Below are 24,497 nucleotides of genomic sequence, written 5' to 3'. Positions count from 1 at the left end.
ACTCTATCTTCGATAGAATCAATCCTTTACCATAGTGATTTTATTTTGGGTACATGAAGGATTCACCATGCAACGTATCGCCATTAATGGTTTTGGTCGGATTGGTCGGAATGTTTTACGTGCATGGTTTGAAAGCCCGAAATCATTTAACTTTGATATCGTCGCGATCAATGATATTGCGGATGTAAAAACACTGGTTCATCTTTTTAAATACGACACTACGCATGGCCCATTTCATGGGGAAGTTCAGGTTGAGTTGGAAAATGAACAAGTTATCTTGCATATTAAAGCAAATAATCGCGTACTCAAGGTTCAGGTATATCGTGAAGAAGCGCCAGAAAACCTGCCTTGGCGTGCGCTTGAAATTGATGTCGTACTTGAATGTACTGGATTATTCCGATCACATTCAGATGCGATTCGACATCTGGGGGCAGGGGCAAATCGTGTGATTATCGGCGCTGCACCTTTTGATAAGGTAGATGCAGCGATTGTGTATGGTGTTAATCATGCCGATGTAAAACCGACTGATCGGATTATTTCCAGCGTGTCATGTACCACACAGGCACTCGTTCCTTTGGTCAAAATTATTGATGATGCATTTGGAATTGAAACAGCATTGATGACTGAGATTCATGCCGTGACTGCAGACCAGTCTGTGCTAGATCATGCACATCGTGATTTACGTCGTGCACGAGCATCTGGTCAAAATATTATTCCGACCACATCAAGTGCACTAGGCGCATTAAAACGGGTCTTGCCAAAAATGGAAAATCGTATAGAAGGTTATTCTATTCGGGTTCCAACCATTAATGTTGCTGCAATTGATTTAACTTTTGTGGCGCAATCTGCAATGACGATACATCGTCTCAATGAAGTACTCGTTCAAGCCGCACGACTGGATTATAGTGAAATTATGTCAGTCACAGATGAGCCGCTGGTTTCTAGTGATTTTAATCATTCACCCTATTCATTGATTGTCGATTTAACACAAACATTGGTTGTGGGACACCAAGCAAAAGTCTTTGCTTGGTATGATAATGAGTGGGGATATGCAAATCGGTTGCTGGACTTGTGTGAGTCGTTTGAATAAATATTTTTCTAAATTTTAGAATATGATAGCGAAATGAGAGTAATTAATTTGATGTTTCAGTCAAGATATCTGATAAATCATAAAATTCTCAGGTGCATGGTAATAACTATCGTGCTAGACTAGGAGAAATCGGGTGTGCTCCCGATTTTTTTATGCGGATTGAATACCGCTTTGACCAGATTTTAGGTTTGAAACATGCCGATTTCAGAGACATGGTTGCTCCCTGACGGGGTAGCAGATGTATTGCCCGAACAAGCGCAAGTAGTAGAAACGCTTCGCCGACAAGCTTTAGATTTCCTCGCATCTCGTGGTTATCAACTGGTATATACACCATTCATCGAATATATCGAATCTTTATCTTTATTGTCAGAATCCAATCACGATCTTGATCTGGTTACATTCAAGGTGATTGACCAACTTTCTGGACGTTTGCTCGGTGTTCGTGCAGACATGACCCCGCAGGTCGCGCGAATCGATGCGCATGTGCGCTCAATTGAAGGTGTGGCACGCTATTGTTACGCTGGCACTGTGTTACACACAAAACCTCAAAACTTTAATTCATCTCGTGCACCTCTACAGTTAGGTGCGGAGCTTTATGGTCATCAAAGCCTTGAAGCGGATATTGAAATGGTTGATGTGATGCTGGGGTTGATTCAGCAGGCTCATAACCTTGAAGGTTTGCATCTGGATCTGGGGCATGTGGGACTATTTCGTAGCTTGGTCAAACGTGCGGGTCTCAGTAAACAGGTAGAGCAGGATTTATCTGATTTATATCAACGTAAAGCACTCCCAGAATTAGAAGAAGTGACGAAAACACTCGCGTTTGGTTCTGATTTTTATGCCCTGGGACGTTATGCAAGTGATTTAAATGCGCTTGAGCAGCATTTGAGTCAGGATGTTTTGAATGATGCATCCTTTAAAACGTCGCTTGATGATTTAAAAACAACGCTTTCACAAATACAAACACGTTGGCCAAATCTACGCATTGGTATTGATGTGGTTGAACTACGCAGTTATCACTATCATACGGGCTTGATGTACGCTGTGTATGCACCAAACCGTGCTGCTCCACTTGCACAAGGTGGACGCTATGATGGTATTGGTGAACATTTTGGTCGTGCGCGTCCTGCTACAGGCTTCAGTTGTGACTTATATGCATTGTGTGTAGGACAATTTAAAGAGATTGAAACGATTGTCGCACCTGCTGGACAAGACCAGCAGCTTCTTGGCGCAATTGCTCAGGCACGTCAAAATGGCTTACGTGTGATTCAGTTATTGGGTAATGATGATTTAAGCTCTGTTCCTTATGCAACCCATAAAATGGAATTAGCACAAGATCAGTGGCAAATTAACAAGATTTAATGGTTTGTTTGTTCAATAAAGCAAACAAATGTTCACTTTTAACAGCATGATGTAATGAGGCTATTATGGGCAAAAATGTTGTGGTACTTGGTACCCAATGGGGCGACGAAGGTAAAGGTAAGATCGTCGACCTGCTCACAGATCAGGCGGCTGCCGTTGTACGTTATCAAGGCGGGCACAATGCAGGGCATACTCTTGTCGTAGGTGGAAAAAAGACTGTTTTACACCTCATTCCATCAGGCATTTTACGTGAAAACGTGTTGTGCTTAATTGGAAATGGCGTTGTACTTTCACCTGCTGCATTAATTAAAGAAATGGGTATTTTGGAAGAAGAAGGCGTGCCTGTGAAGGAACGTTTACGTATCTCTCCAAACTGTCCACTTATTTTGCCAAACCACATTGCACTTGACCAAGCGCGTGAGAAAAAACGTGGCAATGCGAAAATTGGTACAACAGGTCGTGGTATTGGCCCAGCGTACGAAGATAAAGTTGCTCGTCGTGCAGTACGTGTAGCCGATTTGGTTCGTGGCGGTGCTGCTTTAGAAGAAAAACTTCAAGAGATGCTTGAACTACACAACTTCCAGCTCACTCAATTCTACGGTGTAGAAGCAGTGAAGTTTGAAGATGTACTTGCTCTATGTAATGAGTGGCGCGAAGTATTGGCACCATTGGTGATTGATGTGACCAAAGTTCTACATGATTACCGTAAAGAAGGTAAAGCAATCATGTTTGAAGGTGCGCAAGGTTCATTACTTGACATCGATCATGGTACTTATCCGTATGTGACCAGTTCAAATACTACAGCGGGTGGCGTAAGCTCTGGCTCGGGTATGGGACCATTGCATTTAGATTATGTTTTGGGGATTACTAAAGCCTATACCACACGTGTTGGTGCGGGTCCATTCCCAACTGAATTGCATTATGATGCTGCCACTGATACAGGTGATGCGATTGGCCGTCATTTGGGTACAGTCGGCCATGAGTTTGGTGCATCTACGGGTCGTCAACGTCGTTGTGGCTGGTTCGATGCAGAGATCTTGCGTCGTTCAGTTGAAGTGAATTCGTTATCTGGTATCTGCCTAACCAAACTTGATGTTCTGGATGGTTTGGACGAGATTAAGATTTGTGTAGGCTATGAAGATGTTGATTCAGGCTGTGCAGGTTCTTCTGATGCGGTTTCATTTGAAAGCTTAAAACCAATTTATGAAACTATGCCAGGCTGGAGTGAATCAACGGTTGGTTTGACCAGCATTGATCAGCTTCCTGCAAATGCTTTGGCTTATGTGAAACGCATTGAACAATTGATCGAATGCCCAATTGATATTATTTCAACGGGTCCAGATCGTGCTGAAACAATGATATTGCGTCATCCATTTTCTGCTTAAGATCTTGTATTGAAATACGACTAAAGAGAAGCTCCTGATCAGGAGCTTTTCTTTTTTAGATAGGTACAATAAAAAATAATCAATATTTCATAATGAGAAAGAGTATTTTAACCTGATGAAAATTTTGCCAAATATCGCACAAACAATTTTTTATTCACTCCTTTTTGCGATGGGCGGAGCACCAACGATGGGCATGTGGATTGCCAGCCTGCAAACCAAAAATCCAGATATTTTGTTTACGGCATTTATGGGGTTAACTGTCATTATTGCCTGTATTATGGTGCCGATTTTATTAATCCAGAATGCTTACTTATTATATAAGCGTCAAGATCCTATTCTTGATGAGAAAATTCATGGACTTTCTAAATTTTACTTTATGCTGGATTTGGCGTGTTTGGCATCATGGGTATACTTTGTTATTCGATAGATCATTAAAGTTACATAAATGCTATGATGTTTTCTCAATTATCCGATATGTTTTACTTATAATGCACTGCAAAACAGAGACATAGATTAGTTATGTCGGATCGTGGAGTAATTGAATGAATAAAAAAATTGTGATGAGTTTTTTGGCTGCTACGGTAGTTACTATTTCAGGTTGTGCTTCTTTTGCTGATATGGCAGGTGCCGATTCCGCCACCTTAAATGCTTCAGCAGCACAAGGCTTTAGTAAAATGACCACGGAAGCAAGACAAAAAGGACAGTTGGATACTTCATCTAATACTTATCGTCGTATTAATACCGTGATGCAGCGTATGATCCCATACGCAAATCAGATGAACCAGACGGGTCAGCCGTTCCAGTGGCAGCTTGCAGTGATTAAATCTGATACGGTCAATGCCTATGTTGCTCCAGGTGGTAAGGTCGTCTTCTATACAGGTATTGTAAACAAATTAAACCTGAGTGATGCTGAGATTGCTGCTGTTATGGGGCATGAGATGACCCATGCGCTTGAAGAACATGCTAAGAGTAAAATCGGAGCAGAAGCGCTTACAGGTTTAGCTTTAAATATTGGTAAAGCTTACGCTGGTGATAGTATTGGACAGGCTGGATCGGCTGCACTGGATTTAGGTAGTCAGGTAGGTGTAGGCTTACCTTATTCTCGTAATCTGGAAAGCCGTGCCGATTATGGTGGTTTAATGTTGATGGCTAAAGCAGGGTACAACCCGCAAGCAGCGATTACACTTTGGGAAAAAATGAATCGAATGGATGGAGCTGGTGGGCCATCATTCCTTTCAACACACCCATCGAATAACCAGCGTATTCAAGATATGAGAAAAAATTTACCAGCAGCAATGGCTGTTTATAATAATCGCCGTTAAGTTTGGTGCTTTAGTAAGAAACACAGGATGTCTTATGACATCCTGTATTCATTTTAAGGTGCTGGATTTGGTTGTTGTTTATGTATATCTTCAATACCCTTTAATACAGCATCATCCAAGATGATATCAAATGCCTGTATATCTTCTTTGAGTTGTTGAACACTAGTTGCTCCAATAATGGTACTGGTCACAAAGAACTGCTGTTTGATAAAGGCCAGTGCCAGTTGAGTGAGAGTCAAGCCATGTTGTTCTGCCAATTGGGCATATTGTTCAGTGGCCCATTCACTTTGTGGATTACTATAACGCGTAAAGCGTGAAAATAAAGTAACACGAGCATTCGCAGGTCGGGCGCCATGACGGAACTTCCCTGTTAGATAACCAAAAGCGAGTGGTGAGTAAGCCAGTAATCCAATGCCTTCATATTTGGCAATTTCAGACATCCCCATTTCATAGGTACGATTAAGTAGATTGTATGGGTTTTGAATACTAACGAATTTATCGATACCAAGCTTTTCTGCCAATTGCAGAAATTTCATGGTGCCCCAAGGCGTTTCGTTAGATAGGCCAATATAGCGGATACGTCCTCGATCAATCTCCTTTTGTAACGCAAGAAGTGTTTGTTGCATCGCTTCAACTTCATAATCGCTTGCTGCTTCGGCGTTACCATAGCCTAAAGTACCAAAAAAATTGGTATGGCGTTCTGGCCAATGTAATTGATACAGATCAATATAGTCGGTTTGTAAACGTTTAAGGGAGCCATCTAAGGCTTGTGCAATGTGTTGTCCAAATTGGGTATTCCCTTCACGTATGTGACTTCCACCAAAACCAGGGCCTGCAATTTTGGATGCCAGAAAAACTTGGTCTCTTTGTCCATGTTGTGCAAACCAGTTTCCAATAATTGTTTCGGTGGCTCCATATGTTTCAGGCTTGGGCGGAACTGAATACATTTCGGCCGTATCCCAAAAATACAAACCATTTGTAAGCGCATAATTGAGTTGTTCAAATGCTTCGGGCTGTGAATTCTGTTCGCCAAAAGTCATGGTTCCCAGACAAATTTCGGGAAGCTGAATATCCGTGTGACCAAGAGGGTTAAACCGCATAATGAAAAATCCTGATAGATCTGGTAGATGAGATATCTGTCCAATTTAAAACAAGGTGATATATGTTCGTATAAGTTTTTCGTATCTTTGGAAAGCTTCTATTCATAAAAAAAGCAAACCTATAGGTTTGCTCTCTTAAGATTACGACATACCGATTAAGTTATTCGTCATCTTCATCGTCTTCATGGAATGATTGCTCTTCCAGTGAAGCATCAAAAATCAGGATCGCTTTACCATCAGTTTGAATCATGCCTTGCTCTTCGAGTGTTTTTAATACACGACCGACCATTTCACGTGAGCAACCGACAATACGGCCAATCTCTTGGCGCGTAATACGAATCTGACGGCCATTTGGCAGGATCATCGCTTCTGGCTGGCTGGCGAGGTCAATTAAGCAACGTGCGATACGACCTGAAACATCGATAAAAGCCAAATCGGTGACTTTACGGGTGGTGTTTTTCAAACGGCGCACCAGTTGAGCAAAAACGGCGTAACTTAAGTCTGGAAACTGTTTGCTCAGTTCGTGGAAATTGTCGTAAGAGATTTCAGCAATTTCACAGACATCACGGGTTCTCACTTCTGCTGTACGTTGTGGGTTAGACTCAAATAAACCCATCTCGCCAAAGAAATCGCCTGGATTTAAGTAAGCAACAACAATTTCGCGTTCATCATCTTCGCGCAAAATAATAGAAACTGAACCTTTTAAAATAAGATAAAGTGATTTCGACTCAGAGCCTGCATCGACAATCGTTGTACGTTTAGGGTAGCGATTAATATTCGCTTTTTTCAATAATGCCTTGACCGACTCGGGAAGCTGGCCTGGTGATAGAGCATCTGTACTAAGTTGTGAGAAATTTGATGTCATTACTTAATGTTTCTGAAGAGGATAATAAGATCGCATAAGACTTAAATGAGCATATTCATACACGGGAGATGAAATTCCTTATCAACCCATTTTATGCTAGTGTACAGCTAAAGTGTAAATTTATAATTTTTTTTAGGGAGTTGCAATGCAAACAAGTATACATTGGATAGAGAATGTTGCTTTTGAAGCGAAATCAGAAAGTGGTCACTCTATAACCATGGATGGCTCTGCCGCATATGGTGGTGAAAACCGTGGTCCACGTCCTATGGAATTGATTTTAATGGGACTTGGTGGGTGTGCTTCGTTTGATATTGTGACTATTTTAAAGAAAGCGCGTCAAGATGTGACGGATGTTGTATGTCAGCTTCAGGCAGAGCGAGCAGATACGATTCCTGCTGTATTTACCAAAATCCATTTACACTTTGTCGTGACTGGCAAACAAATTAAAGAAAAACAAGTGGCGAAAGCTATTGAACTTTCTGCAGAGAAATATTGTTCCGCTAGTAAAATGCTGACCGATGGTGGCGTTGTCATTACCCATGATTTTGAAATTATAGAAGTAGACGCTTAACCTATGTGGTTTGAAAAAATGAAGCTGACGTTAATGTCAGCTTTTTCTTTTTATAGAATGTGCGAAATATAATTATAATTTGAAGTTATAAAAAGGAAAAGAAGCATGATCGAAATTCGTAAAGCAAGTACCCATGATGCTACGGCAATACAAACTTTATTAACACAGTTGGGCTATCCACAATCACTCGAATTTATTGAAAAGAAAATTCGATTATTTGAAAGTGATGAGCGCCAGTTTATTTTCGTTGCAGATATCGATCATAAGCTTGCGGGATTTTTATCACTTACCATGATTCCTCAGATTGCGCTAGAAGGTGATTTTGCACGTATTGCTTATGTCTGTGTCGATCAACAATTTAGAGGAAAGCGTATAGGTCAAACTCTGGTGGCTTATGCAGAACAAATTGCGAAAAGCTGGGGGTGTAATCGTATGGAACTGCATTCTGGCGATCATCGTAAACAGGCACATGAATTTTATCTAGGACAAAACTATGAAGATGCACCTAAATACTTTCGTAAATTCCTATAATCATTTTGCGAGTCTAGTAAAATTTTATCTTGAATTAGATTGTGTCCCAAACCATGCGATGAACCTAAGTCGTAAATCATTTATGCTTAGCAGCGATTGTTGTCAGCTTGAGGAAATAAAGTATCTATGATCTATGTATACGCTTTAACAAAAAATGCATCGTGCTTCACTTGAAAAATAAGATCAAAACACCCATATTAATACCAAACTATAATTTAATTTTTATAGTAATAACTTTATGAAAAATATAAAAATTTATTTGAAATTTCAGAAAATGATCCCATGTAATAGTCAAGTAGAAAATTGATGATGAGGCATAACAATAATGCGTTTTGAAAAATTTACAAATCGGTTGCAACAGGTGCTATCTGATGCACAATCACTTGCAACAGGCAAAGATCATACTGCGATTGATGGTCTACATATTCTTGCAACCATGCTCGAAGAGCCATCTAACTTAAGTTTATTGCAACAAGCTGGTGCACGTTTACCAGAGTTGAAACAGAAGCTTGAACAAGCGCTCAAAGATGCACCGACTATTACTAATCCGACAGGTGATGTCAATCTAAATCCTGAAGCGGTAAAAGTATTAAATCTGGCGGATCGCCATGCTCAAAAGGCAGGGGATGAATTTTTGTCTACAGATTGGGTACTGTTGGCATTAACCGAAACAGGTAGTACCAAAAGTTTATTAAATAGCGTAGGTGTAACTACAGATACCTTGCGCAAAGTCATTGAATCTATTCGAGGCAACGATAAAGTTATGAGTAATAATCACGAAGATCAACGTGACTCATTAAACAAATATACCATCGATCTGACTGAGCGAGCTTTGGCAGGTAAACTTGATCCTGTGATTGGGCGTGATGATGAGATTCGCCGTACCATTCAGGTACTTTCACGTCGTACCAAGAATAACCCTGTTCTGATAGGTGAGCCTGGGGTTGGTAAAACCGCGATTGTAGAAGGCTTGGCACAGCGTATTGTGAATGGTGAGGTGCCAGAAAGCTTAAAAAATAAACGCGTATTGTCACTCGATTTAGGTTCACTACTTGCAGGTGCAAAATATCGCGGTGAGTTTGAAGAGCGTTTAAAAGCAGTACTCAATGATTTGGCCAAACAAGATGGTCAGGTAATTTTATTTATTGATGAGTTACATACTTTAGTTGGTGCAGGTAAATCCGATGGTGCCATGGATGCAGGTAACATGCTCAAACCTGCTTTGGCACGTGGTGAGTTGCGTTGTGTCGGGGCGACAACTTTAGATGAGTATCGCCAATATATTGAAAAAGATGCTGCGTTAGAACGTCGTTTCCAGAAAGTATTGGTTGATGAGCCAAGTGTAGAAGATACCATCGCTATTTTGCGTGGTTTGAAAGAACGTTACGAAGTGCATCATGGTGTAAAAATTCTCGACTCTGCGATTATTGCTGCTGCGAAAATGTCGCACCGCTATATTACAGATCGTCAGTTGCCAGATAAAGCCATTGATTTGATTGATGAGGCGGCTTCACGTATCAAGATGGAGCTAGATTCAAAACCAGAAGCACTGGATCGTTTGGAGCGAAGAATCATTCAGCTCAAAATGCAGCTTGAAGCAGTTAAAAAAGATGAAGATCTAGGAAGTAAAGCCGAGGTTAAACATCTGGAAGAGCAGATTTCTATCGTTCAAAAAGAATATAACGATATGGAAGAGGTCTGGCGTGCAGAAAAGGCCTTGGTTGAAGGCACGAAAGACGCACAGGTCAAGCTCGATCAAGCCCGTATTGCATTTGAAAAAGCGCAACGTGAAGGTGATTTGGCAGAGGCTGCACGTTTACAATATGGTGTGATTCCTGAGTTACAAAAGCAGCTTGAGCAAGATGAAGTGGCTGAAGAAAATGAAGAGCCAAAACTATTGCGAAATAAAGTCACAGATAATGAAATTGCTGAAGTGGTGAGTGCTGCGACAGGGATTCCAGTGGCTAAAATGTTGCAGGGTGAACGTGAAAAACTTTTACAAATGGAAAGCTTTTTGCATAACCGTGTAGTTGGACAAGATGAGGCTGTCATTGCGGTTTCGAATGCTGTGCGTCGTTCTCGTGCGGGCTTGTCGGATCCAAATCGTCCAAGTGGTTCATTCTTATTCCTTGGGCCAACAGGTGTCGGTAAAACTGAATTAACCAAAGCACTGGCAAACTTCTTGTTTGATAGTGACGATGCCATGATTCGGATTGACATGAGTGAATTTATGGAAAAACACTCGGTGAGTCGCTTGGTGGGTGCACCTCCAGGTTATGTGGGCTATGAAGAAGGTGGTGTGTTAACCGAAGCGGTACGCCGTAAACCATATAGCGTGGTACTATTTGATGAGGTTGAAAAAGCGCATCCCGATGTTTTTAACATTTTACTACAGGTGCTCGATGATGGTCGTCTGACTGATTCACAAGGTCGGGTCATTGACTTTAAAAATACTGTGATTGTGATGACCTCAAACCTCGGATCACAAGATGTACGTGAGCTGGGTGAAGGTGCGACTGATGATGAGGTACGTGCAGTGGTGATGTCTGCGGTGAGTCAACATTTCCGTCCAGAGTTTATCAATCGAATTGATGAACTGGTAGTATTCCACTCGTTACAAAAATCGCAAATTCGTGGTATCGCCGATATTCAATTGGATCGTTTACGTTCACGTTTGGCCGAGCGTGACATTGGTTTGAATATTGATGATAGTGCCTTTGATATTCTGATTGATGCTGGTTTCGATCCTGTCTATGGTGCACGTCCTTTGAAACGCGCAATCCAGCAACAGGTTGAAAATACATTAGCCCAGAAAATTCTGGCAGGTGATTTCCAGCCAGGAGATAACATCATCATCAAAGGTGATCATGGTGACTTGGTGTTTGATAAATTAAAACTGAGTTAAGACGCAACATTGTTTAAAATCTCAAAAAAGAGAATGTGTACGCATATTCTCTTTTTTTATTATTCATCTTTTCTTGTTTGCTTCATGAGCAAAACTCATAAAAAAAAGATCGCATAGAGTGTCCTCAGTTAAATTCAACTTGTAGTATGATGTGTCATATTTCGGCTGATCATCTCTTGTGTATCAGTCTCTTTCAGCCAGAGTGAATGTTTATTCATCTCAAGCACAACTTGTTGGAAACACCTACATGCCTGATTATCGTTCTAAAACATCGACACACGGAAGAAACATGGCTGGTGCACGTGGATTATGGCGTGCAACAGGAATGAAAGATGAAGATTTTGGAAAACCGATTATTGCTGTCGTCAACTCATTTACTCAGTTTGTACCAGGCCATGTTCATTTAAAAGATCTTGGGCAAATGGTTGCAGAACAAATTCAGGCGGCTGGTGGTGTAGCAAAAGAGTTTAATACCATTGCTGTAGATGACGGAATTGCCATGGGACATGATGGCATGTTGTATTCATTGCCGTCACGTGATCTGATTGCAGATTCTGTTGAATACATGGTCAATGCGCATTGTGCAGATGCAATGGTATGTATCTCTAACTGTGACAAAATTACACCAGGCATGCTCATGGCTGCAATGCGCTTGAATATTCCAGTGGTTTTCGTTTCTGGCGGACCAATGGAAGCGGGTAAAGTCAAATTCCGTGGTAATGAAAAAGCGATTGATTTAGTCGATGCCATGGTTGTTGCTGCGGATGACAGTTATACCGATGAAGAAGTTCAGGCATTTGAACGCTCGGCTTGCCCAACATGTGGTTCATGCTCGGGAATGTTTACTGCAAACTCAATGAACTGTTTAACCGAAGCACTTGGATTGTCTTTGCCAGGAAATGGTTCAATTGTTGCGACACATGCCAACCGTAAAAAGTTATTCTTAAAAGCGGGTGAGTTGATTGTTAGCTTGGCAAAACGCTACTACGAACAAGATGATAGCAGTATTTTGCCACGTTCAATTGCGACCAAAGCTGCCTATGAAAATGCCATGACTTTAGATATCGCGATGGGTGGTTCAACCAATACGGTATTACATTTGCTTGCTGCTGCAAGTGAAGCCGAAGTGGACTTCACCATGGACGATATTGATCGTTTATCACGTAATGTTCCTGTTCTTTGTAAGGTTGCACCAGCAAAACAAGATGTTCACATGGAAGACGTACACCGTGCAGGTGGGATCATGTCAATTCTGGGTGAGCTGGATCGTGCTAAATTGCTGAATACAACAGTGAGCACTGTGCATGAAAAGACCTTGCAAGATGCGCTCAATAAATGGGATATTATTCGTACCGAAGACGCAGATGTCTATGAATTTTTCCGCTCTTCACCAGGTGGTGTGCCAACTCAAGTGGCATTCTCACAAAACCGTTATTATTCGACACTTGATGGTGACCGTGAAAATGGTGTGATTCGTAATGCCGAACATGCTTTTTCTAAAGACGGTGGTTTGGCTGTACTTTATGGCAACATCGCGCTAGAGGGTTGTATTGTAAAAACGGCTGGTGTAGACGAATCGATTTTAAAATTTAATGGTACTGCACGCGTTTTTGAAAGTCAGGATGCTGCGGTAGAAGCAATCTTGGGTAATGAGATTAAAGCGGGCGATGTTGTCGTGATTCGTTACGAAGGTCCACGTGGTGGCCCAGGTATGCAAGAAATGTTATACCCAACCAGCTATCTAAAATCTAAAGGTTTAGGTAAGGATTGCGCCCTTATTACAGATGGTCGTTTCTCTGGTGGTTCATCGGGCTTATCAATTGGGCATATTTCGCCAGAAGCAGCAGAAGGCGGTGCTATTGGTTTGGTAGAAGATGGTGATTTGATTGAAATCGATATTCCAAACCGTAGCATGAATCTAAAAGTAGATGATGAAACGCTGGCTGCTCGCCGTAAAGCTCAAGATGAGAAAGGCTGGAAACCAGTGGAAGAGCGTAAACGTAAGGTTTCTAAAGCCCTGAAAGTTTATGCTATGCATACAACAAGCGCAGCGAAAGGTGCGGTACGCATATTATAAATGATCATGAATAGATAAAATTAATTTCAATTTTTTCTATTTAACCTGTAATTTCTTTGTAGATATGCATTGAGATTACAGGTTTTTTTATGACTGATGAGATGAATCACTTGTTATCTGAGAGATCAGTTTGAATATTGCGGTTTAATCTAAATATTGTTAATTTAAATGTAAATGATAATAAACATAAATATGGACAATTAAAAGGATGTTACCCATGAAGAAAGGTCAGAACAACGTCTTGCTATATATCAATGTTGTTATGTTTTCGGGGAATCTATACGCAGCTTCTCCTTTAAATGATGAGAAACTTGCTGAACAGTCAAGTCAATCCATGACTGTGACAGCTGAGATGGTTGATGCAGTAAAAAAAGATGTTCAGTTACCTGTAGAGGTACAGAAAAGGCAAAATCAAAAACTTGCAGAGGAGTATAGCCAGGAACGTAAACAACAAAACATTCGAAGTGTGGCATTGTCTGCATATGAAGAACAGAAAAAAACAGCAGATGTCAGTCAGACAGGTAAATTTGTTTATCATCCAGTACCTGTAGTTCGTGGTACTTCAACAGATACTTCTTTTAATGAGTTTTTATTTCGCGGTATAGATGCATCTGGAGCAAGGGGAGATGTCAGTATTACAGTGAAATAACTGACATCTCTATAATGATTAGTTCATATGTGGATGCTGAATTTTCCACGCACGATGAATTTTCTGATTACGTTTGAAATCTGGCCCAATGGTATCATTGGTAATTTCTTGCGCGTAGAAAATTGCATCAATTTCCTCATCTAACTCAAAACCACGATAGTTATTTGAGAAGTATAGCGTGCCTTCGGCGCTTAGACGGTTCATGGCACGTTTAAGTAGCGATACGTGGTCGCGCTGAATATCGAAAGTTCCATAAAATTTCTTTGAATTCGAAAAGGTGGGTGGGTCAATAAAGATCAAATCATATTGCTCATGACCTTCTTTTAACCACTCAAAGCAGTCACTGGCAAAGAACATATGTTGTTCATCGGCATGATCTACAGTTAAACCATTTAAGACAAAGTTCTCTTTGGACCAGTTGATGTAGGTGTTTGACAGATCTACACTGGTGGTACTTGCAGCTCCACCCAGTGCCGCATGCAGACTGGCTGTGGAGGTATAACTAAACAGGTTTAGAAAATGCTTGCCGCGTGCTTCTTGAGCAATACGTAAACGTATCTGGCGATGATCTAGAAATAGCCCTGTATCCAGATAGTCAGTCAGATTGACTAAAATTTTAGCTTGACCTTCCTGCACGATAAAGCGCTTTGACGCTGTACTCTGTTTGGTGTACTGGTTTTTTCCTTCCTGGCGCGCACGTGTTTTAATAAAAATCGCCTCACGAGGCAAACCTGTGACGGCGCGAATTGCAGCCAAAGCCAAATTAAAACGTTTCTTGGCTTTTTCTGGATCAATGGTTTTGGGTGGTGCATATTCCTGAACATGCAAACGGTCACCATATAGGTCGACTGCAACATTAAAATCTGGCAAATCTGCATCGTATAAACGCAAGCAGAATACTTGATCTTTGACCGCCCATTTTTTCAAAGCTGACATATTTTTTTGTAAACGGTTGGCAAAATCCTGTGCACCTTCAATTTCGACAGGATCGGCATGCCAGTTTGCTAAAAATGGTTGGCTATTTGCGACAGGCTTAACTTGACCCAGACGAATATAAATTGGCAATTTACCGTTCATCAAACGCAAAGTTTCAGGCTCACTGAATGCCAATACATCCGCTTGTTCAATTTGCGCTGCAATCACTGCTGCATGTTGTTTCGGAAAATACTGTTGTAAGAGTGCTGATAATCCTAGATAAAGTGCACGGTTGGATGCCTTATCACCTAAACGCTCACCATAAGGTGGATTGGTTACAACAAATGCAGTGTTATAAGTATTTTCAAATGATGGCCAATCTGCCAGTGTACGCTCTTCAATCTGAATCTGGTCTAGAAGTTTTTCGAATCCAGCAGCAATAATATTTTGACGAGTTGCTTTAACTGCTTCCCAGTCTGCATCAAATGCATAAAATTTTGGTAAGGTGTTTTGCAAAGCGATTTCATGGCGCTCGGCAGCTTCTGCTTTTAATTCAAGCCAGAGCTCGCGGTCATGACCATGCCAGCCGTTAAAGCCAAAGCGACGAACTAATCCTGGTGCACGATCTGTAAAAATCATCAGTGATTCAATGATAAATGTACCAGAGCCACACATTGGATCGAGAATAAGATCAGGCTTTAATTCTGTGAGTTTCGCTTTTTGCAAAATTGCTGCTGCTAGGTTTTCTTTGATCGGAGCATCTGTCATATAATGACGATAGCCACGTTTATGCAATGAATCACCCGATAAATCAAGGCAATAGGTATGTTCGGTTTTGCCTGCCAACACAAATAGGGTAATTTCAGGTTGTTTCGTATCAATGCTAGGACGACGGCCAACGGCTTCCATAAAGGAATCGACCACACCATCTTTTACACGCAAAGTAGCAAATTGTGAGTTGACCTTAATTTCGCGTTCGACATGCAAACGAATCGCAAAGGTACTTTGTGGTGCAAAAATCAGAGACCAGTCAAAACTTAACGCACCTTCATACAGTTCTTCTGCAACATCTCGTGCATCGTGTGTGCGTTCAAGCTCAAAAGTATGAATCGGTTTCAGCACACGAGATGCCAAACGCGACCACATGCAGACACGATAGGCTTGTTCAAGCGACCCTTGGAAAATCAGACGACCAGCAAAACGTTCGGTCTGCTCAATGCCTAAACCTTGTAGTTCTTGTTGCAGTAAGGTTTCCAGTCCATCCGCACAGGTTACCCAGTATGTAGAAAGACGTTGTGGTGAGTTCATTCAATTTTCCAAAAAGCAGCAAAAGCAATCGACTATTTTAGCGTATTTTAGAGATGAAAACTTAGCGATTAAAATTGAAATGGTCTTTTTTATGCAATTGTTGATTTTAGTCTGGAAGATAGATTGTGGAAAAACAAAATTTAAAAAAATTATTAAGATTTTAATATGAATTATTAACAACTTAATTTTATTATTTTTATTCCCATCTTTGACTGAGAAAACAGCAATTAACCAAAACTTCAACTGCCTGATCCAGAAAAATATCTGTATAATGCGTTAACTTAACGTATAAGGAATCTCTCATGCACTTGGCTGCATTGCATACTCCGAGTCAGATTCAGCTCAACCAACAGGGCAATTTAAAACACTTTTTGACCATCGAAGGTCTTTCTAAAGAAACACTTACAAAAATTCTCGATACTGCACAATCCTTCATTAATGATCAAAACCAGCTCATCACCACGCCATTACTCGAAGGGCGCACGGTGATGAATCTGTTTTTTGAAAACTCAACTCGTACCCGAACAACCTTTGAAGCTGCGGCAAAACGTTTGTCTGCCAATGTTTTAAATATTGATATTGCTCGTTCAAGTACCTCTAAGGGTGAAACCCTCCGTGACACGCTTTGGAATCTAGAAGCGATGGCTGCCGATATTTTTGTGGTACGTCATTCTTCTTCGGGTGCTGCACATTTTATAGCGAAAGATGTATGCCCGCACGTGGCAATTATCAATGCTGGAGATGGACGTCATGCCCATCCAACGCAAGCGATGTTAGATATGCTCACTATTCGTCGTGAGACCAAAAAGCCATTTGAAGAATTGAGTGTTGCAATTATTGGTGATATTAAACATTCGCGTGTGGCACGTTCAAACATTGCCGCCTTGCAGACCTTGGGCTGTAACGATATTCGTGTGATTGCACCCAATACTTTATTGCCTGTGGGTTTTAAAGAGTATGGTGACCATGTACGTCTATTTAATAAAATGGATGATGGTGTCAAAGATTGCGATGTGATTATCGCGCTACGTATTCAAAATGAGCGTATTGATTCTCCTGCATTGTCTTCGCAGGCAGAATTTTATCGTATGTATGGTTTGAATCAGGAACGTTTGGCATTGGCGAAACCCGATTGTATCGTGATGCATCCAGGACCCATGAACCGTGGTGTTGAAATTGATTCAAGCATTGCCGATGGTCCTCAGTCTGTTATTTTGCATCAGGTGACCAATGGGATCGCGGTACGAATGGCAGTATTGGCGCTTTCAATGCAGGGTCAGTTACAAGAACAGGGTTTAATTGAAGCAATTGCAGTATAAGGGATCGAAATCATGAGCAATATCAAACTTGAAAATGTCCGCTTACTCGATCCAGTTGCAAAAATTGATCAGGTCACGACGATTTATTTAAAAGATGGTAAGCTGGTTGAATCTCTTGATCAGGTTGATGAAACCATCAATGCAGATGGTCAATGGCTAATGCCAACGATGGTTGATTTATGCGCGCGTGTACGCGAGCCAGGGCAGCAACAGCACGGTACATTGAAATCTGAAGGTAAAGCCGCTCGCGAAAATGGTATCTTGCATGTCATTACGCCACCAGACTCAAAACCGATTGTTCAAGATAATGGTGCGTTGATTCATGGTTTAATTGAAAAAGCATGGACGGACGGCCAGTTTCACTTGCATATTATTGGCGCACAAACTCAGGGATTATTGGGCAGACAGCCTGCCAATATGGCTGCGCTCAAAAAAGGTGGTTGTACCGCAGTTTCTAATGCCAATGCCTCATTTGAAGATGATGATGTCGTCATTCGTACCCTAGAATATGCAGCAGGTTTGGGTTTAACCGTGGTGTTTTATCCTGAAGAAGCGCAAATTGCCAAAGATGGCTGTGTACATGAAGGGTTTATTGCTTCGCGTCAAGGTTTACCGATGATTCCTGCAATTGCAGAAACCATTGCGATTGCTAAATATCTGATCATGATTGAAGCCACAGGCGTGCGTGCGCACTTTGGTCTCATCTCTTCTGGAAAATCCATTGAGCTGATACAGGCTGCCAAAGCCAAGGGGCTACCTGTAACGGCAGATGTGGCAATGCATCAGCTACATTTGACAGAATCATTGATTGACGGTTTTAACTCATTGGCACATGTGCGTCCACCATTGCGATCTGAGCAAGACAAAGAGCAATTACGTCAGGCACTCAAGTCGGGTGTGATTGATGCAATTTGTACGCATCATGAACCTCTAAGTAGCTCTGCGAAAATGATGCCGTTTGCAGAAACGCTCCCAGGAATTAGTGCCTTCGATACCTATGTTGCATTGGGCATTCAACTGGTGAGGGAAGCGCTATTTACACCACTTGAATGGGTTGAAAAAGTAACGTTGATACCTGCACAAGTTGCCAATATGCAAGAGCGCTGGCTCGATGAAAAAGGCTGGGTATTGGTCGATCCAGATTTAGAATGGAGCGTAGATAAGAAAAGTATTTTGTCTAGTGGCAAAAATACACCACTTTTAAATCAGACCTTAACGGGTAAAGTCATCAAAACATTTTTGATTTAAATTTTAAATCAGTTAAAAACTCGGCAAAATCATTGTCGAGTTTTTTTATTAAACTCATGTGTAAATATAAAATAAAAACTCGATTTTTAATGATAAAGATGATTAGAATATGATCGCTATAAAAAATGACAAACAATAGTGGAACGTTATGAAAAAATTTATCATTTTAATGACATTATCAAGTGCAATTTTATTCAGTGGCTGTGACAACGTTAAAAATAAAAAAGTTGATAATCAGGCTCAAGATGTTTCCGACTTTAGTTGTACCCATCAAGATAATCTCAATCAAATTCAGGACTATTTAAAGTCGGAATATATAAAGACCATTGAAAAGCATCTTCGTCAGTCTTCTGGATATTATGAAGCTGATCGTGGCCTTTTAGAAAAAATAAATAAAGGGCTTCGATTTGAAGTTAAAACCATTCGAACTTTGACAGAGAATCCTGAAACTGCAAAAGAGCTTAATTGTGAAAGCCAATTGGTGGTGCACTTTCCGAAAGGTTTGATGCAACGTGCAGAAAATGCGTATCAGGCTTATCTGGAAAATAGCGAGGAAGAGGGCTATGCAACTGTCAAAGACTATCTGGATAATAATGATTCTGGGTTGTCAGTCACTGATGATGAGTTACGTGGTCATTTATTATATGACATCACGAAGACCGATAAAGAAGGTGTAAGCTTAAGTGTACAAAACCAGAAAGAAATACTAGAAGGGGTGGCTTTTATCACTGAGCAAGCAGTTTTGTTTGAAAGTTATATTAAGAAAAATAAAGAATATCAATCTATGATTCAGGACAGTGACCAAAAAGAAGCGGCCCAATATAATTTGGCAAAACAGGCAATGGATATTCGTAAAAAAGAATTGGACGCTGAGAAACAGAAACAGGTCGAGCGTTTAAATCAAACATGGGATAATTTTACAGAGGAACAGCGCCTACAACTCAAACAGGATCAAGCAGACTGGTTTGAAAAGCGCGATATAGATTGTAAAGTGCTTGCACAAAAACCTATCCATGAAATTCCTGAGAAGGAAAGAGAAACCTATCAAAAACAATCTGATTATTGGGATCAGAGATTAACGAATCAAAATATCGAGATGCAATATATCAAATGCTTTAATCAACGCACGGTTGAACGCATCATATATTTAAATAATGTCTTTAATTAAGTGCTTGAGTAAGACTGATATTTGCAAAGGACGATTGATTCGTCCTTTTTTTATTGGCATGCTTAAGCCATTTTGCTAGCAATCGGATAAGTGATGCGAATTAGTTTTGTAGGTTCGGGAAAAGTTGCAACACATTTAGCTAAAGCATTTGCACAACAGCATCAAATTATACAAATCATGAGTCGTAACCTGCCCCATGCAGAAAAGCTTGCCCATCAGGTTGGAGCATGTGCTATTGATAACTATAGTCAAATTGAGCAAGAGATTGATTTGTTGGTGATTGCTGTGAGTGATCAATCGATATCAAGCGTTATTCAAGCGGTTCATGTATTTGTTCCAGAACAGTTGATTGTACATACCTCAGGAAGTACAGATGTTAAAATTCTGTCAGATATACATTCCAATGCTGGGGTATTTTATCCACTACAAACATTTAGTTTTGAGCGTGATATTCATTGGTCAGATACGCCCTTATTGATTGAAGCTGAGCAAGCGAATAGCTTATCCATATTGAATGCTTTAGCCAACAGTCTCACTAAACGCGTCTATCATTATTCTTCAACCCAGCGATTAAGTTTACATTTGGCTGCGGTATTTGCCTGTAATTTTAGTAATTATTGTTATGATATGGCTAAACAAACTGTAGATCAGGCACAGGTTGATTTTTCATTGCTTTATCCGCTAATCTTAGAAACAGCAAAAAAAGCAACGCAACATGATCCTGTACAAGTACAAACAGGGCCAGCGGTGCGGCACGACCATAATATTGTCGAACTGCATCAAAATTTACTTTTAAAAGCCAATCGTCCAGATTTAAAAGACATTTATCAACGTTTAAGTCAAGCCATTATAGCCAGACATCATACTCAACCATAGTTTGAGCAATAGAGAAAAGGCAAATATAAGATGGCAAAAGATTTTACTTCACAGCGCGTGGTGGATGGCTACGATCAACATATTCGTCAGTTGATTCCTGGTTACGAAGTTGTACACCAGCAAATTAAAGCGTTATTGAAAACGTATATGCCGTATAAAGCGCATCTGTTAATTGTGGGATGTGGTACAGGTTATGAGCTTGGATATTTATTACAAGCCTTTCCAAATTGGCAGTTTACTGCAATTGATGTGTCTTCTACCATGCTTGATAAGGCAAAAACTTTTATCCATGCTTTAGGCGAGGATCAGCGCGTTAATTTTGTATTGGGCGATATAAGCCATCTAAATGATGATGTTTATTTTGATGCAGTTCTTTCAATACTGGTCACTCATTTTATTCCATTTGAACAAAAATATAATTTTCTACTGGCTACACAGAAAAAATTAAAACAAGACGGGATTTTTATAACCTTTGATCTGACTCAAATCATAACGCAAAACGAAAAAGAAACTTTGAAGCATCTATGTGAGATAAATGGATTAACACCAGAGCAAACAGCGGTCATGCTGAAAAGATTAGATCATGATTTTTTTCCATTGTCAGAAGAACGAACTTACCAGCTTTTGAGAAATGTAGGTTTTAAAGACATTAACCGTTTTACCCAAATCTTATGCTACCAAGGTTTTATTGCTCAATAGAGAAAACAATCAAAATAACAATATGTTTGAATTAATAATCGCGGATTCATCCGCATAAGTCAGCGTACTTAGCTATTTTGGATCGCTATTGTGCAATTCTATCTAATCTGCACTGAAACAAAGCATTTTAAAATGCTCATTGATATGCACCTGTTTGTGATGATTGATAATCAACCTTCCAGCTTTTTGATCACAAATATCTCAAAATTATGGGTTGAAATTTCATTTTGATTAAATGATTAATCATTTTGATAAAAAATGAAATATTTTGATCTTTTTTTCTACTTATTTAGATCAAACTGATTATTGATAATACTCCTTCTTACTCAAGCCTTTAAAAGGCATATTGAGTTCAATAAACATTTGATAAGCAAAGTGGCTGTCTTTTGATCAAAATACTGTGGTGACTTAAAGATGTTTAGACGTTAAATACTAATCATTAGAAATATATGAAGTCTATATCAATTATATTGATTTAGACTCGGTTATGTTGATATTCTGATTTTTTATAATCTGCTTATAAGAATTTTAATATCTAGACTTAATGAAATCTAGCTTTTAAAAGACATTTTAAAGGTGTGTGTTTTTCTGCTTAAGTATTTGATTTTTATTTTATTTTTTATAAATGTTGGCCTAAAAATTGCTATTTGATTTATGGAAGAATCCAAGTTTTCGATATCTATTCAGATGTGTTGAAACTTGGGTAAGCGAATATGGATCCTGGGGGAAGTATGAAAAATCCCGTGACGTTTAGCCAACGTCTATTACGTAGAAAGCCGATTAATTTTTTAGTACAAGAAACTCAACAAGGTGGAAAAACTTTAAAAAGATCGCTGACTTTATTTCAACTCACTATGTTTGGTGTCGGCGCGACAATTGGTACAGGTATTTTTTTCGTACTAAGTGAACAGGTCCCTGTAGCAGGACCAGCAGTTTTAATTTCATTTATTCTTGCTGGAATTACAGCAGGCTTAACGGCCTTATGTTATGCCGAATTAAGTTCAATGATTCCTGCATCAGGTTCTTCTTATTCATATGCTTATGCAACGCTTGGTGAAGGTGTCGCATTTTTGGTCGCAGCGTGTCTTATTTTAGAATATGGGGTCTCGGCTGCTGCGGTTGCTATCGGTTGGAGTGAATATCTTAATAATCTTATTCATAACGTTTTTGGCGTACATTTACCCAACTGGTTGCTTTCAGCTCCTTTTGTTGCTGATGGATACAAATTACATTTAGGTGGCACCGGACTTATCAATTTACCTGCTGCAATTTTAGTCTTTTTATGCTGTATGTTGTTGATGCGTGGAGTAACAGAATCAGCGCGAATCAATGCAGTCATGGTTTTGATTAAACTATGTGTATTGATTTTATTTATTTCCATTGCTGCAACAGCATTTAACGCCGAGCATTTGACACCATTTTCTCCACATGGCTTTGCTGGAATTAGTGCAGCGGCAGGTTCGATTTTTTTTACGTTTATTGGTCTGGATGCTGTATCTACCGCAGGTGAAGAAGTTGAAAATCCGCGTCGGAATTTACCCTTAGCAATTATTAGTGCCTTATTTGTTGTCATTATTTTTTATATTCTGGTCGCATTAACAGCTTTAGGGGCTCAAGAACAGGGTTTATTTAAAGGCCAGCAAGCTGGACTTGCGGTAATTTTGCAAGAAATAACAGGCTCTACTTGGCCTGCAATTATTTTAGCAGCCGGTGCAGTTATTTCGGTATTTTCGATTACCCTTGTCGTTCTTTATGGTCAAACTCGTATTTTATTTGCAATGTCGCGTGATGGCCTTGCACCTAAAATCTTTCATCGTGTCAGTACCCAAACCTTAACTCCTAATGCGAATACACTCATTGTGGCAGTGATTGTATCAATCATCGCTGGGTTTGTTCCTGCTGATGTATTGTGGGATTTGACCAGTATGGGAACACTTATTGCTTTTACTGTAGTGTCCATTGGTGTTTTGGTATTGCGTTATCGCATGCCCGATGCACCACGGGGTTTTAAGGTTCCTTTTTTTCCTGCACTGCCTGTTTTGAGTATCTGTGCATGTCTATATTTAATATCCAGTCTTTCTGCCATTGTTTACGTGATCGCGGCGATCTGGGCAGTTATTGCAGCAACTTATTATTTTTCATGTGCATCCAAAAACTCAGTGCTTGAAGCAGGATCTGAAGCTTATTCGCATCAGAATGGAGACGATCACCAATGAAATTTCTAGTCGGATATTCTAATGATTCAAGTGGTAAAGATGCCCTAAAGTTGGGTGTTGCACTCGCAGAAATGACTCAAGGAAAGCTGATCGTTTGTCATATTGTTGCAAAAACTTGGCATAACATTGCGTTAGCAAAATTTGACGAAGATTATGACCAGTTTTTATGTGATGAAGCACAAAAAGCACTGGATGATGCCAAGCTTGCCGTTCCTTCACATATTGAAGCGCGTTATATCGCACGTACGGCTTTGTCGATTAGCGAAGGTTTGAAACAAACCGCCAAAGAGCTTTCTGTAGATTGTATGGTGATTAGTGGTGCACGTATTGCAATAAAAGGTCAGTTTTTTTCAGGGACAGTGGCCGATGAATTACTTAATCAACTCAGTTTGCCAGTTGCATTGGCACCCAAGGGGTTTGCTAAAAATCAGGGCTTTACCTCTCCACTTACCCGTCTAAGCTGTGCCGTGTCGGGTTCAGATCAATCCTGTAACTTAGCGATAAGTGCTGGCGAGTGGGCAGAAATTTTCAATGTGCCTTTACGGTTTGTCACTTTTGCAGTACGTGATCGGGATATTACCCCCACTGCGGCAGGTTTTGATGCCGAAAACATGGTGATTAATGAGTGGCGTGAACAAATTGAAGCCGAGTATGCACAAGCAACACAGCATTGGGAAAGTGATGTGCCTATCAGTTTGGAAATTGGTGATGGCCCAACATGGAAGGAATCTATTCAATCCATTGATTGGCAGGCATCAGAATTATTAATTGTTGGAACAACGACTTCAGGTATTTTTAAGCAGGTCTTGGTTGGTAAGAATGCTGAAAAAATTATTCGTTATGCTTCCGTTCCAAGGCTGGTTCTTCCTAGATCGACAGATTAAAGCAGAT

20 protein-coding genes are annotated in these 24,497 nt (G+C 40.2%); 17 read left to right on the top strand and 3 right to left on the bottom strand.

Annotated features, from left to right (window positions below; translation table 11 throughout):
* The first annotated feature begins 67 nt into the window (after positions 1–67).
* The 5 genes from F952_RS08970 to F952_RS08950 all read left to right on the top strand — a co-directional run bounded on the left by F952_RS08970 (position 68) and on the right by F952_RS08950 (position 5,159).
* On the top strand, positions 68–1,090 hold the full coding sequence (locus F952_RS08970) for a type I glyceraldehyde-3-phosphate dehydrogenase (protein WP_004925980.1): 1,023 nt from the start codon (positions 68–70) through the stop codon (positions 1,088–1,090).
* 195 nt (positions 1,091–1,285) lie between these two features.
* Positions 1,286–2,452: an ATP phosphoribosyltransferase regulatory subunit gene (locus F952_RS08965; protein ID WP_004925977.1), complete on the top strand. Its 1,167-nt coding sequence runs from the start codon at positions 1,286–1,288 to the stop codon at positions 2,450–2,452.
* A 65-nt stretch (positions 2,453–2,517) separates the two neighbouring features.
* Positions 2,518–3,837: an adenylosuccinate synthase gene (locus tag F952_RS08960; protein ID WP_004925964.1), complete on the top strand. Its 1,320-nt coding sequence runs from the start codon at positions 2,518–2,520 to the stop codon at positions 3,835–3,837.
* Between the two features lie 115 nt (positions 3,838–3,952).
* Positions 3,953–4,264 (top strand): hypothetical protein, encoded by a 312-nt coding sequence (locus F952_RS08955; RefSeq protein ID WP_004925961.1) that lies wholly within the window; start codon positions 3,953–3,955, stop codon positions 4,262–4,264.
* A 115-nt stretch (positions 4,265–4,379) separates the two neighbouring features.
* A complete protein-coding gene (locus F952_RS08950; protein ID WP_004925958.1) occupies positions 4,380–5,159 on the top strand; it encodes a M48 family metallopeptidase in 780 nt (259 codons plus the stop codon).
* Positions 5,160–5,212: 53 nt separating this feature from the next.
* Here the strand turns inward: F952_RS08950 and F952_RS08945 are convergent, their stop codons facing one another.
* Both F952_RS08945 and crp read right to left on the bottom strand, forming a co-directional pair.
* Complete coding sequence (locus tag F952_RS08945; protein WP_004925957.1) at positions 5,213–6,259, bottom strand: NADP(H)-dependent aldo-keto reductase; 1,047 nt, start codon at positions 6,257–6,259, stop codon at positions 5,213–5,215.
* A gap of 160 nt (positions 6,260–6,419) precedes the next feature.
* A complete protein-coding gene (gene crp / locus F952_RS08940) occupies positions 6,420–7,124 on the bottom strand; it encodes a cAMP-activated global transcriptional regulator CRP (protein WP_004925956.1) in 705 nt (234 codons plus the stop codon).
* 145 nt (positions 7,125–7,269) lie between these two features.
* On the opposite strand from crp, the gene F952_RS08935 reads away from it, so the two are divergent.
* The 5 genes from F952_RS08935 (at position 7,270) to F952_RS08915 (ending at position 13,857) form a co-directional block, all read left to right on the top strand.
* Positions 7,270–7,695: an OsmC family protein gene (locus F952_RS08935; protein WP_004925954.1), complete on the top strand. Its 426-nt coding sequence runs from the start codon at positions 7,270–7,272 to the stop codon at positions 7,693–7,695.
* Between the two features lie 105 nt (positions 7,696–7,800).
* The gene (locus tag F952_RS08930; protein WP_004925953.1) at positions 7,801–8,226 is read left to right on the top strand and encodes a GNAT family N-acetyltransferase; all 426 of its coding nucleotides are present in this window, start codon (positions 7,801–7,803) and stop codon (positions 8,224–8,226) included.
* 325 nt (positions 8,227–8,551) lie between these two features.
* Positions 8,552–11,131 (top strand): ATP-dependent chaperone ClpB, encoded by a 2,580-nt coding sequence (gene clpB / locus F952_RS08925; protein WP_004925947.1) that lies wholly within the window; start codon positions 8,552–8,554, stop codon positions 11,129–11,131.
* A gap of 247 nt (positions 11,132–11,378) precedes the next feature.
* Positions 11,379–13,208, top strand: coding sequence for a dihydroxy-acid dehydratase (ilvD, locus tag F952_RS08920; protein WP_004925944.1), 1,830 nt, complete (start codon positions 11,379–11,381; stop codon positions 13,206–13,208).
* Between the two features lie 217 nt (positions 13,209–13,425).
* Complete coding sequence (locus F952_RS08915; RefSeq protein WP_004925941.1) at positions 13,426–13,857, top strand: hypothetical protein; 432 nt, start codon at positions 13,426–13,428, stop codon at positions 13,855–13,857.
* Between the two features lie 18 nt (positions 13,858–13,875).
* Here F952_RS08915 and rlmKL read toward each other — a convergent pair whose 3' ends face one another.
* Positions 13,876–16,080 (bottom strand): bifunctional 23S rRNA (guanine(2069)-N(7))-methyltransferase RlmK/23S rRNA (guanine(2445)-N(2))-methyltransferase RlmL, encoded by a 2,205-nt coding sequence (gene rlmKL / locus F952_RS08910; protein WP_004925929.1) that lies wholly within the window; start codon positions 16,078–16,080, stop codon positions 13,876–13,878.
* 302 nt (positions 16,081–16,382) lie between these two features.
* Here rlmKL and F952_RS08905 point away from each other — a divergent pair, with 302 nt between their 5' ends.
* The 7 genes from F952_RS08905 (at position 16,383) to F952_RS08875 (ending at position 24,490) form a co-directional block, all read left to right on the top strand.
* Complete coding sequence (locus F952_RS08905; protein ID WP_004925925.1) at positions 16,383–17,399, top strand: aspartate carbamoyltransferase catalytic subunit; 1,017 nt, start codon at positions 16,383–16,385, stop codon at positions 17,397–17,399.
* A 12-nt stretch (positions 17,400–17,411) separates the two neighbouring features.
* A complete protein-coding gene (locus F952_RS08900) occupies positions 17,412–18,647 on the top strand; it encodes a dihydroorotase (protein WP_004925924.1) in 1,236 nt (411 codons plus the stop codon).
* 148 nt (positions 18,648–18,795) lie between these two features.
* Positions 18,796–19,815, top strand: a complete 1,020-nt coding sequence (locus tag F952_RS08895; protein ID WP_004925921.1) for a hypothetical protein — start codon at positions 18,796–18,798, stop codon at positions 19,813–19,815.
* 93 nt (positions 19,816–19,908) lie between these two features.
* A complete protein-coding gene (locus tag F952_RS08890) occupies positions 19,909–20,691 on the top strand; it encodes a Rossmann-like and DUF2520 domain-containing protein (RefSeq protein WP_004925908.1) in 783 nt (260 codons plus the stop codon).
* A gap of 30 nt (positions 20,692–20,721) precedes the next feature.
* Entirely contained in the window at positions 20,722–21,390 is a 669-nt protein-coding gene (locus tag F952_RS08885; protein WP_004925904.1) for a class I SAM-dependent methyltransferase, read from the top strand.
* A gap of 731 nt (positions 21,391–22,121) precedes the next feature.
* On the top strand, positions 22,122–23,606 hold the full coding sequence (locus F952_RS08880) for an amino acid permease (RefSeq protein ID WP_011182249.1): 1,485 nt from the start codon (positions 22,122–22,124) through the stop codon (positions 23,604–23,606).
* A complete protein-coding gene (locus F952_RS08875; protein ID WP_004925894.1) occupies positions 23,603–24,490 on the top strand; it encodes a universal stress protein in 888 nt (295 codons plus the stop codon). Before F952_RS08880 ends, F952_RS08875 begins: the two co-directional genes overlap by 4 nt.
* Positions 24,491–24,497: the final 7 nt, after the last annotated feature.

It is taken from the genome of Acinetobacter baylyi DSM 14961 = CIP 107474 (assembly GCF_000368685.1).
Lineage (GTDB): Bacteria > Pseudomonadota > Gammaproteobacteria > Pseudomonadales > Moraxellaceae > Acinetobacter > Acinetobacter baylyi.
The sequence above is the reverse complement of the archived record's forward strand: the minus strand, read 5'-3'. Positions and strand labels throughout refer to the sequence as shown.